This window comes from Anaerobium acetethylicum, from assembly GCF_900096945.1.
Taxonomy (GTDB): Bacteria; Bacillota; Clostridia; order Lachnospirales; family Lachnospiraceae; genus Anaerobium; species Anaerobium acetethylicum.
In genome coordinates, this window is the sequence record NZ_FMKA01000002.1 from 163,779 (window position 1) to 180,741 (window position 16,963).

Annotated in this window: 11 protein-coding genes; all 11 read left to right on the forward strand. The window is 43.3% G+C overall.

The genetic code is table 11. The features are described 5' to 3' along the window. The first annotated feature begins 89 nt into the window (after window positions 1-89). The 11 genes from rfbB (at window position 90) to BJR36_RS03795 (ending at window position 16,953) form a co-directional block, all read left to right on the forward strand. On the forward strand, window positions 90-1,166 hold the full coding sequence (rfbB, locus tag BJR36_RS03745) for a dTDP-glucose 4,6-dehydratase (RefSeq protein WP_091230321.1): 1,077 nt from the start codon (window positions 90-92) through the stop codon (window positions 1,164-1,166). Window positions 1,167-1,243: 77 nt separating this feature from the next. Further along, entirely contained in the window at window positions 1,244-2,113 is an 870-nt protein-coding gene (gene rfbA / locus BJR36_RS03750) for a glucose-1-phosphate thymidylyltransferase RfbA (RefSeq protein WP_091230323.1), read from the forward strand. A 73-nt stretch (window positions 2,114-2,186) separates the two neighbouring features. Beyond that, window positions 2,187-2,744 (forward strand): dTDP-4-dehydrorhamnose 3,5-epimerase, encoded by a 558-nt coding sequence (gene rfbC, locus BJR36_RS03755; RefSeq protein ID WP_091230325.1) that lies wholly within the window; start codon window positions 2,187-2,189, stop codon window positions 2,742-2,744. A 201-nt stretch (window positions 2,745-2,945) separates the two neighbouring features. Beyond that, window positions 2,946-3,734: an ABC transporter permease gene (locus BJR36_RS03760; protein ID WP_091230327.1), complete on the forward strand. Its 789-nt coding sequence runs from the start codon at window positions 2,946-2,948 to the stop codon at window positions 3,732-3,734. Window positions 3,735-3,769: 35 nt separating this feature from the next. Further along, the gene (locus BJR36_RS03765) at window positions 3,770-5,077 is read left to right on the forward strand and encodes an ABC transporter ATP-binding protein (protein ID WP_091230329.1); all 1,308 of its coding nucleotides are present in this window, start codon (window positions 3,770-3,772) and stop codon (window positions 5,075-5,077) included. 2 nt (window positions 5,078-5,079) lie between these two features. After that, window positions 5,080-8,097 (forward strand): glycosyltransferase family 2 protein, encoded by a 3,018-nt coding sequence (locus BJR36_RS03770; RefSeq protein ID WP_242875445.1) that lies wholly within the window; start codon window positions 5,080-5,082, stop codon window positions 8,095-8,097. A 114-nt stretch (window positions 8,098-8,211) separates the two neighbouring features. After that, window positions 8,212-9,123 carry an SAM-dependent methyltransferase gene (locus tag BJR36_RS03775; RefSeq protein ID WP_091230332.1) on the forward strand — a complete coding sequence of 304 codons (912 nt, stop codon included), beginning with the start codon at window positions 8,212-8,214 and terminating at the stop codon, window positions 9,121-9,123. Between the two features lie 13 nt (window positions 9,124-9,136). Next, window positions 9,137-10,477 carry a hypothetical protein gene (locus BJR36_RS03780; protein ID WP_091230334.1) on the forward strand — a complete coding sequence of 447 codons (1,341 nt, stop codon included), beginning with the start codon at window positions 9,137-9,139 and terminating at the stop codon, window positions 10,475-10,477. A 39-nt stretch (window positions 10,478-10,516) separates the two neighbouring features. Further along, the gene (locus BJR36_RS03785) at window positions 10,517-12,751 is read left to right on the forward strand and encodes a DUF2142 domain-containing protein (protein WP_091230337.1); all 2,235 of its coding nucleotides are present in this window, start codon (window positions 10,517-10,519) and stop codon (window positions 12,749-12,751) included. Window positions 12,752-12,831: 80 nt separating this feature from the next. Then, window positions 12,832-15,054: a DUF2142 domain-containing protein gene (locus tag BJR36_RS03790; RefSeq protein WP_091230339.1), complete on the forward strand. Its 2,223-nt coding sequence runs from the start codon at window positions 12,832-12,834 to the stop codon at window positions 15,052-15,054. Between the two features lie 45 nt (window positions 15,055-15,099). Then, window positions 15,100-16,953 carry a glycosyltransferase family 2 protein gene (locus tag BJR36_RS03795; RefSeq protein WP_091230341.1) on the forward strand — a complete coding sequence of 618 codons (1,854 nt, stop codon included), beginning with the start codon at window positions 15,100-15,102 and terminating at the stop codon, window positions 16,951-16,953. Window positions 16,954-16,963 lie beyond the last annotated feature (10 nt).

Sequence of the window (16,963 nt, forward strand, 5' to 3'; positions counted from 1 at the left end):
GTTAAGTCATTAAACGTTGAAATAACCAATATTAAATGATATAATGTTACAAAAATATGAACAAGATAAGAATATTTGGAGGAAATGTAATGAGAACTTATTTGGTAACAGGCGGAGCGGGATTCATCGGATCGAACTATATTCACTATATGTTCAAGAAATACGACAATGAAATCAGAATCATCAACGTAGATGCGTTGACCTATGCAGGAAATCTGGAAAATCTAAAAGAAGTAGAAAATAGAGACAACTATACGTTTGTCAAAGCCGATATCCGTGACAAGGAAGCAATCGGAAAGATCTTCGCAGAAAACAACATTGACCGCGTTGTGCATTTTGCAGCAGAGAGCCATGTGGACAGAAGTATCCGCAACCCTGAAGTGTTTGTGGAAACCAACGTTTTAGGAACCCTTGTGATGTTAAATGAAGCAAAAAAAGCATGGGAACTGGAAGACGGAAGCTTCAAAGCTGACAAGAAATTCCTTCATGTATCGACAGACGAAGTTTACGGATCATTAGAGGAAGAAGGAACATACTTCTATGAAACGACTCCGATCGATCCTCACAGCCCTTATTCGGCAAGCAAGGCATCATCCGACATGCTTGTGAAGGCTTATATAGATACCTACAAATTCCCGGCGAACATCACCAACTGCAGCAACAACTACGGTCCTTACCAGTTCCCGGAAAAACTGATTCCGCTTATCATCAACAACGCACTGCAGGGCAAGAAGCTTCCTGTATACGGAGATGGAAAGAACGTAAGAGACTGGTTATACGTTGACGATCATGCGAAGGCAATCGATATGGTTACGGAAAAAGGCAGACTTGGAGAAAGATATAATGTCGGCGGACATAACGAAAAGCAGAATATCGAAATTATCAACATCATTATAGAAACATTGCAGGAAATGCTTCCTGAAAATGATCCGAGACGTGCACATGTAACAACAGACCTTATTACTTATGTAGAAGACAGAAAAGGCCATGACAGAAGATATGCAATTGCTCCTGACAAGATTAAAGAAGAAATCGGCTGGGAACCTGAAACAATGTTCAAAGAAGGCATCAGACTTACAATCAAATGGTTCTTCGAAAATGAGGATTGGATGAAGAACGTCACAAGCGGCGATTACCAGAAATATTATACAGAGATGTACAAATAATTATCATAAGAAAACGTCGACAGCAGTATCCTCGTGGTACTGCTAGTTTACGTTAAAGAAAGCAGGAGGTTCTATTCATGAAAGGTATTATATTAGCAGGCGGTTCAGGAACTAGATTGTATCCATTAACAAAGGCGATTTCAAAGCAGATCATGCCGGTTTATGACAAGCCGATGATCTATTATCCATTATCTACTCTGATGCTTGCAGGAATCCAGGATATTCTGATTATTTCAACACCAAGGGATTTACCTGTTTTTGAAGAATTGTTCGGAACAGGGGAACAGTTGGGACTGCGCATGTCCTATGCAGTGCAGGAATCCCCGAGAGGACTTGCAGATGCATTTATTATTGGTGAGGAATTTATCGGAGACGACAATGTGGCACTGGTGCTTGGAGATAATATTTTCTACGGCCAGAGCTTCTCGAAAGTACTGAAGAATGCAGCTTCAAGAGAAACAGGAGCTACCATCTTCGGTTATTATGTAAAGGATCCAAGAGAATACGGCGTAGTTGAATTCGATGAAGAAGGAAAAGCATTATCGATAGAAGAAAAACCAGCTGATCCAAAATCAAACTATGCAGTACCGGGACTTTATTTCTATGACAACGACGTAGTTGAGATTGCGAAGAACGTGAAGCCGTCAGCGCGCGGGGAAATCGAAATCACAAGCATCAACAACGAATATTTAAGAAGAGGAACTCTTCATGTTGAAACATTAGGACGCGGATTCGCATGGCTGGATACAGGAAACCATGATTCCCTCCTTGATGCAGCTGATTTCGTGGCTGCATTCCAGAAACGCCAGGGATTATACATCTCCTGTATCGAAGAGATAGCTTACAAGAGAGGCTTTATTACAAAAGAACAGCTTCTTGAACTTGCGCAGCCATTATTAAAGACGGAATACGGACAGTATCTGGTAGATGTTGCAAACGGACTTTAGGATATCAGGAAGTCGCTGGCTGATGAAACTGCCAGTGCATCAAAACAATCAACATGGAAAGAGGTAATTGAAAATGGGTCAGATAACAGTAGAAAAATGTGAGATAGAAGGATTAATGGTCATTGAACCAAAAGTATTCGGAGATGAAAGAGGATACTTCATGGAAACTTATAATTACAACGATTATAAGGCAGTTGGAATCGACCAGAATTTCGTGCAGGACAACCAGTCAAGCTCAATAAGAGGTGTTTTGAGAGGCCTTCACTTCCAGAAGGATTTTCCACAGGACAAGCTTGTAAGGGTTGTCAGCGGAGAAGTATTTGACGTTGCAGTCGACTTGAGACCAGGCTCTGAAACTTTCGGAAAATGGTACGGGGTTATCCTTTCAGCAGAAAACAAAAAGCAGTTCTTCATTCCAAAGAATTTTGCACACGGCTTTGTCGTGTTGTCGGAATCGGCTGAATTTGCTTATAAATGCACGGATTTCTATCATCCAAACGATGAAGGCGGACTTTTATGGAATGACCCTGAAATAGGGATTGAATGGCCGATACCGGCAGACATGGAACTTGTAATTTCTGAAAAAGACCAGAAATGGGACGGAATCAAAAAAACTTTCGGAACAAAATAGAATTAGTAACTAAAATTCAGCATAAAAGCACCTCGCGAGACGGGGATTCTGAACAGTTACTAGAATTATACATAAACAATAATATGCCCCCGATTTTTTCCAGCGGGAGGCATATTATTCTGTAATTAGAAAACAGGCATAAATACTCTTTATGATTATATAAAGAACCGCCGGGATACAGGCGGTTTTCAGGAGGAAACAATGAATATTATTAAAGATATATTTAAAAACAGGAAACTGGTCTTATATCTGTCAAAAAATGATTTTAAGACCAAGTATGCCGGATCATACCTTGGAATAATCTGGGCTTTTGTACAGCCCTTAATTACAATACTGCTTTACTGGTTCGTGTTCCAGGTAGGATTAAGATCTCAGAACGTCGGCGAGATCCCTTTCGTTCTATGGCTGATGGCAGGACTGATACCGTGGTTCTATTTTTCGGAATCGGTGATCAATGGGACAAACTGTTTCCTGGAATACAGCTACCTTGTAAAAAAGGTTGTATTCGACATCAAGGTGCTCCCTATCGTCAAGGTCATCTCTTCCCTTTATGTGCACGCCTTTTTCATCGCCCTTTTGGTTGTGGTATATACGGTAAGCGGAAGGTTCCCGGGACTGATCGCCATACAGCTGCTGTACTACACCCTGTGCATGATCATGCTTTCCCTTTCGCTGGTGTATTTCACATCAGCAGTTGCTATATTTTTTAAGGATGCGACGCAGCTCATCAATATCTTCATGCAGATCGGAGTCTGGATGACCCCTATTATGTGGAATATTGCAATCATAAAGGGAAACCTGCTTTATGTGTTCAAGGCAAATCCGATGTATTATGTTGTGGAAGGCTACAGGGACACTATGATCAATGGAATCTGGTTTTTTGAAAAACCGTCTCTGACTGTCTATTTCTGGGTGTTTGTACTGGTCATGCTGATTTTCAGCAAATATGTATTCACCAGGCTGAAACCGCATTTTTCTGATTCTTTATAATCGCGGCAGAATAAGAAAGGATATTGTGTAAAAATATGAGCGAGATAGCTATTAATATATCAAGTGTTTCCAAGGTTTATAAATTATACGACAAGCCTACACTCAGGCTGAAGGAAGCCCTGAGCTTAAGCGGCAGGAAATACCATAAGGATTTTCCGGCGCTCCATGATGTGAGCTTTGATGTTAAAAAAGGTGACATGCTTGGAATCATCGGCAAGAACGGTGCGGGAAAGTCGACCCTCCTGAAGATCATCACGGGAGTCCTCTCTCCTTCAGGCGGAAACGTGGAAATCAACGGAAAGATTTCTGCCCTGCTTGAACTTGGAGCAGGCTTTAATCCTGAGTATACGGGAATTGAAAATATTTATCTGAATGGCCAGATGATCGGCTTTACCCGCGAGGAGATGGATAGCAAAATAGAGGATATCGTAAAATTTGCCGACATTGGGGATTTTGTATACCAGCCGGTCAAGACTTATTCAAGTGGTATGTTTGCGCGTCTGGCATTTGCCGTTGCAATCAATGTAGAGCCTGACATCCTGATCGTGGATGAGGCTTTGTCAGTCGGAGACGTGTTCTTCCAGGCGAAATGCTACAAGAAGCTTGAAGATTTCAGAAACAGCGGAAAGACCATCCTCCTGGTTACCCATGACATGGGCAGCGTCATAAAATACTGCAACCGCGCCGTAATCATCAATGGCGGGGAAAAGATTGCCGAAGGCAGCCCTGTGGATATGGTCGATCTCTATAAGAAGATCCTGGTAGGCCAGTATGACGCATCGGAAGCGGAAGAAAACGAAGATTCAGAGGGTGCAGGAAAAGCAGGAACCAGCATCGATGAATTCGGACTGAAGGAAGGAAGCAGCTGGAAGGATTACATGCTGATTAACCCGAATAACGTGGAATACGGAGACAGGCGCGCATCCATCATCGACTTCGGTATTTTCGATGACGAGGACCAGATTACGAATACTGTCTATAAACTCAGGAAATTCACCCTGAAACTGAAAGTGAAGTTCAATGAGGAGATTGAAAATCCGATTTTTGCGTTCAGCATAAAGGACATCAAGGGAACCGAAATTTCAGGTACGAACACGATCATCGAAAAGGTGGATACGGGAATCGTCAAAAAGGGCGAAACCATTGAAATCGCCTTCAGACAGAAGATGATTCTGCAGGGAGGTCAGTATCTCCTTCAGCTGGGATGTACGGGATTTGAAAATGACGCCCTTGTCGTGTTCCACAGACTGTATGACATTTGCTGTATAAGCGTCATTGCCGACAAGACCACAGTGGGCTACTGTGATATGGATTCAAAAGTGACCTATAGGAAGGAGGATTAGAAGTGCAGAAAATCAAAAAAGCGGTGCTGTTGACGAAACTCTGCGTCAGGCAGCCTAAAACCATCATAAAAGGCTTCAGATATATAAAAAACAACGGTATGGACAACTTTCTGATCCACGTCAAAGGCAAGGCAAGCAACGAGATGTTCAATGCCAGCAGGCAGATCCAGCTGGATGAAACGAAAAGCAGATACTACGATAAACTGAAATTTTCAATCATAATGCCGGTCTACAACGTAGAGATAAAGTGGCTTGAAAAGGCTATCGAATCGATAGAAGCGCAGAATTATATCAACTGGGAGCTATGCATAGCCGACGACTGCTCTACAGATCCAAGGGTCAGGGAATATTTGGATAGCGTTAAAAACGATGTGATTAAGGTGGTATTCCTTGAAAAGAACGGCGGCATATCGGCTGCAACCAATGAAGCTGCAAAAATGGCTGAAGGCGATTACCTCGTACTGATGGACAATGACGACGAGATATCCCATGATGCTTTGTTTGAATTCGCAAAGGCTATTAAAAATTCGGATGCAGACATCATCTACAGCGACCAGGATATCGTAGATATGGAAGGAAGCCACAGGGATCCGCTCTTTAAACCGGACTGGTCTCCTGACCTTCTGTTAAGCCAGATGTACATCGGCCACCTTCTTGGATTCAAAAAGGAACTTTTTGAAAAAGTCGGAGGTTTCAGAAGCGAATTCAACGGAAGCCAGGATTACGACCTGATGCTCCGTATGACGGAACATACGAAAAAGGTTGCCCATGTTTCTAAGATCTTATACTCCTGGAGGGACCTTCCAAGTTCGACAGCGGCCAACCCGCATTCAAAGCCTTATGCGCAGACAGCCGGCCTCAATGCGATCCAGGACCATCTGGACAGGGTATACGGAAAAGGCAATGCAGAAGCAAAGGAAACAGCAGACCTGTTTGTTTATGATGTAAGATATAAGCTCAGGGAGAATGTAAAAGCCTCCATCATTATCCCGACGAAGGACCATGCAAAGCTTCTGGGCGACGTTGTGGAAAGCATCCAGAAAAAGACGGCATACAGAAATTTCGAAATCATAATCCTGAACAACAATTCAGAAGAAAAAGCGACTTTTGAATATTTCGATCAGGTTGTCAAGGAATATGACAATGTCAGGGTTGAGGAAGCAAGCTACGAATTCAACTGGTCACGCCTGAACAATCACGGAATCAGGATCGCAGAAGGAGACGTGTTCATCTTCCTCAACAATGATATGCAGGTGATTACAGAAGACTGGCTCGAAAGGCTTGTTGAGAAGGCAGTAAGGGAAGATGTCGGAACCGTGGGAGCACTTCTTCTGTTTGAAGACGGCACGATCCAGCATGCAGGCGTCATCGCAGCTATGGGCGGCTGGGCTGACCATGTATTCAGAGGCATGAATCCGGTACATTATGGTTCCCCTTTCATTTCCCCTATGGTTACAAGGAATGTGACGGCTTCCACAGGGGCATGTCTTGCAATTTCAAGGAAGACGATTGAAAAAATCGGAAACTTCGATGAAAAATTCATCATCTGCGGAAGCGATGTGGAAATCAGCGTGCGTGCAAACCAGCACGGACTGGTAAATATCTATGATCCCTTTGCAAGATTATATCATTACGAATCGAAGAGCAGGGATTCCTATATTCCGCAGATCGATTTTGACCTTTCAGACAAGATGTACAAGGTATACCGCGAAGAGGGCGATCCTTATTACAACAGGCAGCTTGACTACAACAGCTGCGTCCCGAAGGCGAAGAGCGGCGTCCAGGAAGCCCCTGAAACCGATCACAGCGGCATGAGGATAGAAGCGGCAGGTATTTCCAACATCGGATCAAATGTTGCGGAAATCACACCGTATAACTTCAGGCCATGCGCATACAACCGAAAAAGAATCAATCTTCTCGTACCTTCAATCAATCCGGAGCATGTATTCGGAGGAATTTCCACGGCAATCAAGTTCTTTGAGGAATTCGTGGAAGAGATGGGATATGACAGCAGGATGATACTCACTGATGCGGAACCGGGCAATGACGTGAAGGACGGTTACAATCCGAAATACACCTTTGTGGAGGCAGAAGAGGAAAGCCATGCAGCCCACCAGATCGTGCCCTACAGCAACAGGTACGGCCGCAGCATTCCAGTATCGGAAAAGGACGTGTTCATGTTCACAGGATGGTGGACAGCCCACTGCGCACAGGAAGCATACGAAGAGTTCGAAAAGCAGTACAGGATAAGGCCAAACAAGTTCATCAACTTCATACAGGATTACGAGCCGGGCTTCTATCCATGGTCTACAAGATTCCTTCTTGCAGATGCAACCTATAAGAACCATTATCCGCAGATTGCCATATTCAACACAGGGCTTCTGAAGGAATATTTCGATTTCAACAAATATAAATTCTACAGGGAATTCGTATTTGAGCCGGTGCTCAACAAGACCCTGAAGGAAAGGCTCTACAAGGCTGACAGCATCATGCCGAAGAAGAAGCAGATACTCGTATACGGAAGACCGGGAACAGAGAGAAATGCATTCGATCTGATTGTGGATTCCCTGAAAAAATGGGTATGGATGCAGTCAGACATTGCGGAATGGACAATCCTGTCGGCAGGAGAGAAATTCAAGGATATCCCGTTAGGGAACGGCAAGAAGCTTGAATCCGTAGGAAAGCTTACAATCGATGAATATGCAGACGTCCTGACTGACACGTACGCAGGGATTTCCCTCATGGCATCACCTCATCCGAGCTATCCGCCTCTTGAGATGTCAGTGTTTGAAATCAAGGTAATTACGAATACATATGCAAACAAGGATCTGAGCAGCTTCAACGACAACATGGTCTCGCTCGACAATATCAGTCCGACGAATATCGCCAACAGGCTCCTGGAGATCTGCGAAAACTACAGTCCGCAGGTCAGACATGAACTGAAAAATAAAGACTATTGCGAAAACAGCAATATCTTCTGGTTTAAGGAAGAAGTCGGAAAGATACTGGAAGAAGAATAAGAAAATATTAAAAAATGAGGAAGGCGGATTGCAGGTACAGCCTGCAGTCCGCCTGAATGCAAGCATAATCCCGGGAAGCCTGATGGCGGCGGAGGGAAACAGGAGGAGAATTGAATGCCGGAAATGATAGGCAATGCCAAAATAAATGATCAGTTCTATAGCGGTGTCGATGGCTATAGCGACGGAGATATAGAAGACGAATTATTGAACCTTGTAACAAATAATTCTGATGTCATGGAGATACTGGCAGCTGAAAAACGCTGGCCGATACTTTACCACCTTTCTCCCGTGCGCCAGAATATTTTAGAATGGTACCCGTTCCGGGAGGGGGCAGAAGTCCTTGAAGTAGGTTCCGGATGCGGAGCAATCACAGGAGTCCTCTGCCGCAAGGCAGGGCAGGTCACCTGCATTGAACTTTCAAAGAGAAGATCCCTGATTAACATCAACAGGAACAAGGAATATAGCAATCTGGAAATCATGGTGGGAAACTTCAATGACATCAGGCTCGATAAGAAATACGACTATATCACTCTTATTGGAGTCATGGAATATGCAGGCTACTACACTTCGTCGGAATCGCCTTTTGTCAGCTTCCTGGAAAACATCAAGAAGATGCTGAAGCCAGATGGGAAACTCCTGATTGCCATTGAAAACAAATTCGGCCTGAAATACTGGGCGGGAGCAAGGGAAGACCATACAGGCGTGTATTTTGACGGGATCGAAGGCTACCATGCTACGGAGAGCCAGGTCAGGACTTTTTCAAAGGACGAGCTGACAAAGATCATCAGGGATGCAGGCTATTCGGCAATCGAATACTACTATCCGTTCCCGGATTACAAATTCCCGACGCAGATTTTCTCGGATGACTATATGCCAAAGGCAGATGACCTGATCTGCAGCCGTGACAGTTTTGACAACAGCAGGGTACATCTTTTTGATGAGACCATGGTTTACAAAAACATCATAGATGCAGATAAATTTGATTTTTTCTCCAACTCGTTTTTTGTTGAAGTTGGAATAGAATAGGACGTGGACAACTGTGAAGAAAATATATGCTAAGTTTACAAAGGAAAGAGCAGAACAATTTCAGATTGAGACAGGGATTTATAGAACCGAGACAGGGAAGAAAGTCATCAAGATGCCTCTGAACGAAAAATGCGAAAGCCACATAAAGAGGATTCATGAGAATTATCAACGCTATAAGGAATGCGGCAATGACATGCTTGCACAAAGCAGGCCTTTTGGAAAAGGCGTAGAATTCGAGTTCGTGACAGGTACAAGCTTCTGTACCAACCTGCTGAAACTGGCAGACGCTGGTGTTAAGAAGGAGTTTTTGGAAAAGCTGGCATCCTATAAGGATTATGTTGTGGCTTCAGCCAACGGAACCATTGCCCGGTTTCAGGCGGGCGCAGAGTTCGACGGTGTGTTCGGCACCCAGGATGGTCTGGAGAACAAGCAGGCGGGTAATAATCTTAATATCGATATGACCTTTGATAACATGATCGAGACTGCAGACGGCGGTATCAAGGTGATCGATTATGAATGGATATTCAATTTTGCGATACCTGTGGATTTTATCATCTACCGTGCTGTTTTTGCATTCGGCATGAAATACGGCACCAAGCTGCACCATTTCATAACGCTGGAAGAGATGTACGGAGTTTTCGGAATCAGCCCGGAAGATACGGTCGTGTACAGTAAAATGAACAGAAAATTTGCGGATTATGTCAATGGCGGAGTTTCCTCCTATGACAGCATCCTGGAGCAATACAAGAAGACGACTTATGATCTGGATGAAATCCTGCCCCAGTATGAGTATTTTGTACAGCTGTTTATCAACACAGGGGAAGGCTATTCCGAAAAGCAGAGCATAAAGGTCCAGATCAAAGAGAACCAGGGGATGTTCGAGACAGTCTTCGATTTAGGCGCATATCAGGATATCAGGGAACTTCGCCTTGATCCACTGAACGTGCCTGCGGATATTGAACTGCTGGAAATGACTCTGACTGACGAAAATGGGATTTCCAGAAAACCGGAAAGCATGGAGCATAATGCGGAAATTTTCACCGGAAAGCGCTTTGTCATCAGAGATGCAGATCCGCAATTTCTTATTCCGAATGAAGCAGGCATCGCAATCAGGAGCATGCATGTGAAATACAGGTTTGTCCTGAAGGATCTGGAGAAATACGAGGAACATGTACACATCGTTGAAGAGATGCTGGAGACGGAAATAAACAGCCTGGAATCTGAAATCAGCAGATTGAAAGCGGAAATTGAAGAAAAGAACAAACTGGCAGACGAGCTGGATTACATTAAAGAAACAAAAGTATTTAAGCTTCTTTTGGAAAAGAAAGTAGATAATTGCTTTAGGGGAAAGTGATGATTGTGACTTGATTGTGAAAAAAGAGAGGGGAGCAAAATGCTAAAAAAGTATTGTAATAACGGTAGACTGCTGATGGGAGCGATTTTCATACTGCTTACACTGGCAGGTACTTTTCTGGCAGTATATTCGAATCCGGATTTTATTTTGAATAAGCACATTGAAACCGGAAAAGTTGAATCAAGAATGCAGCTCGGGGAACTGCATAAAGGTGGGGAAATCCGGCAGACATTTCTTTGCAGTAAAGACAGACTGCTGGGTTTTGATTTGTATTTTGGTACATTTTCGCGACAAAACGCAGGCAACATCCTGGTAACACTGAATAACAGGACAAAAGACGCAACAATCGAATCCTGGAAGGTTGATTGCAATTCTTTGGGAGACAATGCATTTACCAGGTTTACCTTATCAGAGGTCCTTCACGGTGTAAAGGATGATCAGTTGGAAATTATTGTTACATCTGATACTGGAAAAGCTGGAAATGCGGTAACATTGTTCAAGTTTGAGGATGACAGCGTCTTTCAAGAAGCCAGGTTATATCAGAATGGAACAGCGCTTAAAGGAACGCTGCTTTTCTCTGTAGATTACAGGGTCGACACCCTGAACTGGAACAATGTATCAGGGATGATGACTTATATTATGCTGATAGCAGCAGCGGCTTTTCTGGCTGTATGCGGCATATACAGATTTTTTTCATCCGCAAAGGCAGTGGAAGCAGTCAGGAACATAGAGAAAAACAGGAAGAAAATCATCTGGCTGATTATCACGGCCGCTTTTCTGGTGTGTATCAGCATTGCTGGTGAGGCATTCTGTTCCCGGATCATAGAAGGGAAAGAAAATTCACTGGGGACTTTTTTTAATGTTTTCAGATGGTTGTTTATATTTACTTTTGAGATCATGCTGTATTTGTTATTCCTGTATTATAGAAAAGGCATAAAATCAGTTGAAATCCTGTTTTTTGCTCTAGTGCTTTCCATTGGCGGACTCTTTGCATGTACGCTTCCTGTAACGGGCGATGTGTCATGGGATGATAAGGTCCATTACAGCAACGCCCTGCAGATGTCGAATCTTGCGGATTATGTCTACAACCAGGCTGATATAGATGTGATCAATGTCAAATACCCTCGGACATTCAATATGAAGCAGGCACAGGAAAATATTGAGAAACTGAATGCTTCCTATAATGATAAGGGCGTATTATCCTCAAACAAGGAATATAAACTTTTTTACAATCACATCGGTTATCTGCCGGCGGCCTTAGCTATAGGTATGGGAAGAATGATGAACCTGCCTTTTCAGTATCTGTTCCTATTTGGAAAACTGGGAAACCTGATTGTCTATGCAGCTGTATGCTGTTATGGAATGAAGAAACTAAAAGGTGGTAAGATACTGTTTGCAGTAATTGCCATGTTACCGGCGAACATTTATCTTGCGGCAAATTACAGTTATGATTTCTGGGTAACCGGATTTATCATGATGGGGACAGCGTATCTGATTAGTGAATTGCAGCAGCCCGATAAAAAGCTTGAGAAGAAGGATTTTCTTATAATGCTTGGAGGATTTGTGATAGGAATGGGGCCAAAGGCCATATATTTCTGCATGGTGTTCCTCTGTATGCAACTGGGGAGAACGAAATTCAAAACAGAAAGACGGTTCAGGCAGTACAGAACTGCTGTTATATGTGCCAGTATATGCGTAGCGCTAAGCTTTTTATTTCCCCTTATATTTTCGGCAGGGGCAAATATTAACGATATCAGAGGAGGGGCTGGCGTCGATTCAGCCGGGCAGATAAAATTCATAATCACTAATCCCGTGCAGTATACGAAAATATTACTGAGCTTCCTTGGAAACAGCTATCTGAACATAGTCAATGCCCCGAGGCTGATCGGTAATATGGGGTATCTGGGAGTAGGGAAATTTTCGGTTCTGGCCATTATTCTTATGGCAGTGGCTGCCTGTGCAGACCGAAACAGTTGTGATACCGGTGTACTGACACATCCATTTCGTCTGAGTGTGTTAGGAAGCGCTTTCATTACGGTATGTCTGATTGCAACGGCTCTTTATGTTTCCTATAATCCCGTCGCTTCTGAAGGGATAGGGGGATGTCAGCCAAGATATCTGCTGCCTCTTGTTTTTGTTGTGGCATACTGTCTTGGCAGCGGGAAAATCAAATTCGTAATAAATAAGCGGTTAATCAACAGTCTGCTGCTTGCCGCTTCAGGCAGCCTTCTATTATATGAATATTGGTCTGTGTATATCAGCCGGTATGTTTAGACAGATGAAGAAAAAAGCAGAAGCGCTTTGGGCATCATGCGAAGAATAAAGCTTTAGAGAAAAGCGAGAGGAAAAATGAGATGTTAAAAAAGTTTGGCGGAAATAAGAATATATTAGTAGGGGCTGCGCTGATACTACTGACATTAGCAGGATCTCTTTTGGGCATCTATTCTAACCCGAGTTTCATTTTCAAGCAGAATAGAGATGCGGAATTGGGAACAATCACAAAGCCGGTTGGGGAGATCACAGAAGAATCTGAAATCAGACAGACATTTTTATGCGGCCAGGATAAACTGATGAGCATCGAACTGAATTTCGGTACTTATGAGAGGATAAACAGCTGCATACTCAATGTGACTCTGAGCAATGAAACTGAAAACAGAGTGATTGAATCGTGGAAAGTTGACAGCAGTACAGTTGTAGATAACTCATTTTATACATTTACATTGGCGCAAATTCTTGAAGATGCTGAAGGGGACCAGCTGGAAATTGAAATCCAGTCTGATGATGGAAGCATTGGAAATGCAGTTACAGTGCTTATGGCAGATGATGATGATGGAAGAACCTTGTATATGAACGGCGCGAAAATGGAAGCCGATCTTGCAATGTCTCTGAACTATAAGTCATACTCACTGGCATATGATAATCTGATTGGGCTGGCCGGCTACATTTTTTTTGTTCTGGTGATCGTATTATTGGCCCTGTTCAAATTATACAGACTCAATATACCTGCAAAACTTAAGAAAGTTCCCGGGTACATTGAAAAAAACTGGAACAGAATTTTAGTGCTGTTCGCTCTATTTGCTATCCTGCTTGTATCCAGCATAATAGCGGAATCGTTTGTCTCCCGCATAATAAAGGGCAGTGTGAATTCACAGGGCAGCTATTTTAATGCTTACAGATGGTCGTTAATATTTGCTGTTGAGCTTGCTTTATATGTGATCTTTCTATATCGCAGGAATATCATCAGGTCAGTGGAAGTGCTTTTCCTTGCACTGATTTTATGTACAGGAGGCCTTTTTGCCTTTACGCTGCCTGTGGCAACTAATATTTCATGGGATGACCAGATCCATTTCAGCAATGTGGTAAAACAGTCCTATCTGACAAACTGCAAGTACACGCAGACGGATTATGATATAATTGATATCAGGTATCCGACTACCTATAATATGAACGAAGCAGAAGAAAACCTGAATAAAATGAAAGTATTGTACAATGACGAAATTGTGCTGTCCTTTGATAAAGACTACGGTATTTTCTATTCAAGTCTTGGGTATATTCCAACTGCACTTACCATGCGAGTGGCGAGAACGGTGGGTATTCCTTTTGGTTATGTGTTCGTTCTTGGAAAACTTGCAAATCTTGCAGTTTATGCGGCATTATGTTTCTACGGTATGAAACGTCTAAAGTGGGGAAAAATGATATTCGCCATAGTAGCGCTCCTGCCGACAAATATTTTTATTGCTACTAATTACACTTATGATTACTGGGTTATTGGCTTCATCATGCTCGGGATGGCATGTCTGATAGGAGAACTGCAGCAGCCGGATAAGAGACTGGAGAAAAGGGATATCGCAGTAATGTTCGGCTCCCTGTTTCTGGGAATGGGGCCAAAGGCGATTTACTTTCCGATGATATTTTTATGCCTCCTTCTGAACAAATCAAAATTCAAGACGGAAAAGCAGCACAGGCAGTACTGGCTGGCGGTTTTTGGCATCGCATTTTTTGTTGCACTGAGCTTTGTGTTCCCGTTTTTGTTTGCCGGAAAGGGCGGAAATGATTTAAGAGGCGGGACAGATGTCAATTCTATTGAACAGGTGAAGTTTATACTGTTCCATCCGCTTCAATATACCAAGATCCTGCTTCATTTTTTCTTTGCTGATTACTTCAATATTGCCAATGCAGCTAAAGCTACAAGTAATATGGCATATCTGGGACTTGGAAGCCTTTCGTCCATATCACTTATCCTGATGACAATTGCGGCTTTCCTGGACCGAAACAGCATGGATAGCAGGATTTTGAACAGAAAATTCAGGATAGTCGTGTTGGGGTGTTTATTCATAACCGCATCACTGATCGCCACCGCGATGTATGTTTCCTTTACGCCAGTTGCTTCAGATGTGATCAATGGATGCCAGCACAGATATCTGATGCCGATGATTTTCATTGCGCTTTACTGCTTTGGCAGCGGAAGGGTCGAAAACAGAATGAACAAAAGATCGTTTAACAGCCTGATGCTGACAGCCGCCAGTGGTGTGATATTTTATGAATACTGGGTAATGTGCATCAGTAAATATTTTTAGGCTGTTAACCACTCATAACAGTTTCCAGAATGAAAAGGAAGAAATATGGAAAAAAAAGTATCTAAAAACGAATATAAAATCCAATGGAAGAAGCTTTTTAGCAGGCTGTCTCCTTATAATATAAAAAAAGGGCTGAAATACCTGTCACATTATGGTTTTAAGCAGTTCGCCGTTAAACTGACAGAACGTTTCCAGCCAGAGGAGATTCCATATGAGCCTTGGCTTAAACGGCATATGCCTGCGGAAGAGACACTCGAAAAACAGCGCAGAAAAGTCTTTGAAAAGGGTCCGAAAATCAGTATAATCGTGCCTGTATACAGGACCCCGGAGGAGTTTCTGAGGCAGATGATCGATTCGGTTCAGGCACAGACATATGCAGACTGGGAGCTCTGCATCGGAGATGGAAGCACATTCCGTACGCAGGAAGAGAATACTGTTAAGAAAGTCATGGATGAGTATATGGAGAAGGACAGCCGAATCCGTTACATGATACTGGAAGCGAACCGTGGCATAGCTGATAACACGAACGCAGCTATTTCATTAGCTTCCGGGGATTTCATTGCACTTCTTGACCATGATGACATCCTGGCACCAAATGCGCTCTATGAAATGGCAGCAGCAATTTCCAAAGACCATGAAATTGACGTTCTGTATACGGACGAGGATAAGGTGACCATGGATTTGAAGGAACACTTCCAGCCCCATCTGAAGCCGGATTTCAACATTGACCTTCTCAGGTCGAACAACTACATCTGCCATATGTTCGTCGTAAGAAATAGTCTGGCGAAGCAGATTGGGGGATTCAGAAAAGAGTTCGACGGCGCCCAGGATTACGATTTCATATTCAGGTGTACCGAAAAGGCCAGAAAAATCAAACATATACCCAAAATCCTTTACCATTGGAGGGTGCACAGAAATTCGACGGCAGAGAATCCGGCAAGCAAGATGTATGCATTCGATGCCGGTAAAAGAGCAATTGAGGCACATCTGGAACGAAGCGGAGCGAGGGGTACTGTCAGTCATACGCCGGATTTGGGATTTTACAGGGTCAGATATGAGGTGCAGGATAATCCGCTGGTATCGATTATCATCCCGAACAAGGACAATGTAGAAATACTGGACAGATGCCTGGAATCCATCAGGAAAAAATCCACTTATAAGAACTACGAGATCATCATAGTGGAGAACAACAGCACCAAAGAGGAAACCTTTGCATATTATAAAAAAAATGATGGACAGGATAACATAAGAGTGGTCTATTGGAAAGAAGAATTCAATTATTCGCTCATCAATAACTTCGGCGTTTCGAATTCGAAGGGAGAATATATCATTCTTCTGAACAATGATACGGAAATCATTACGGAAAACTGGATAGAAGAGTTTCTCGGGCATTGTCAGAGGCCGGAAGTAGGAATTGTGGGTGCAAAGCTTTATTATCCTGACGATACCATACAGCATGCCGGCACGATTATCGGAATTGGCGGAATTGCAGGTCATGCATTCATCGGGATGCCGAGAGCGCATTCCGGCTATCTTCACAAGGCGTCCATACAGCAGGATTTGAGCGCTGTGACTGCAGCCTGCCTGATGATAAAGCGCAGCGCATTTAAAGAGGCCGGGGGATTCGAAGGAAGGCTGGCTGTGGCTTTCAATGATGTCGATCTTTGCCTGAAAGTCAGAAAAGCCGGGTATCTGGTGGTATATACCCCATATGCAGAGCTCTATCATTACGAATCCAAGACGCGGGGGGCAGAGGATACAAAGGAGAAGGTACGCAGGTTCCAGACGGAGATTGAGTATATGCGCTGTACCTGGACGGAAATATTGAAAAATGGAGATCCATTTTACAATAAAAATCTGACCTTAGATAAGTGGAACTATTCGCTTAGGAAAAATTAGGCTCTTCAGC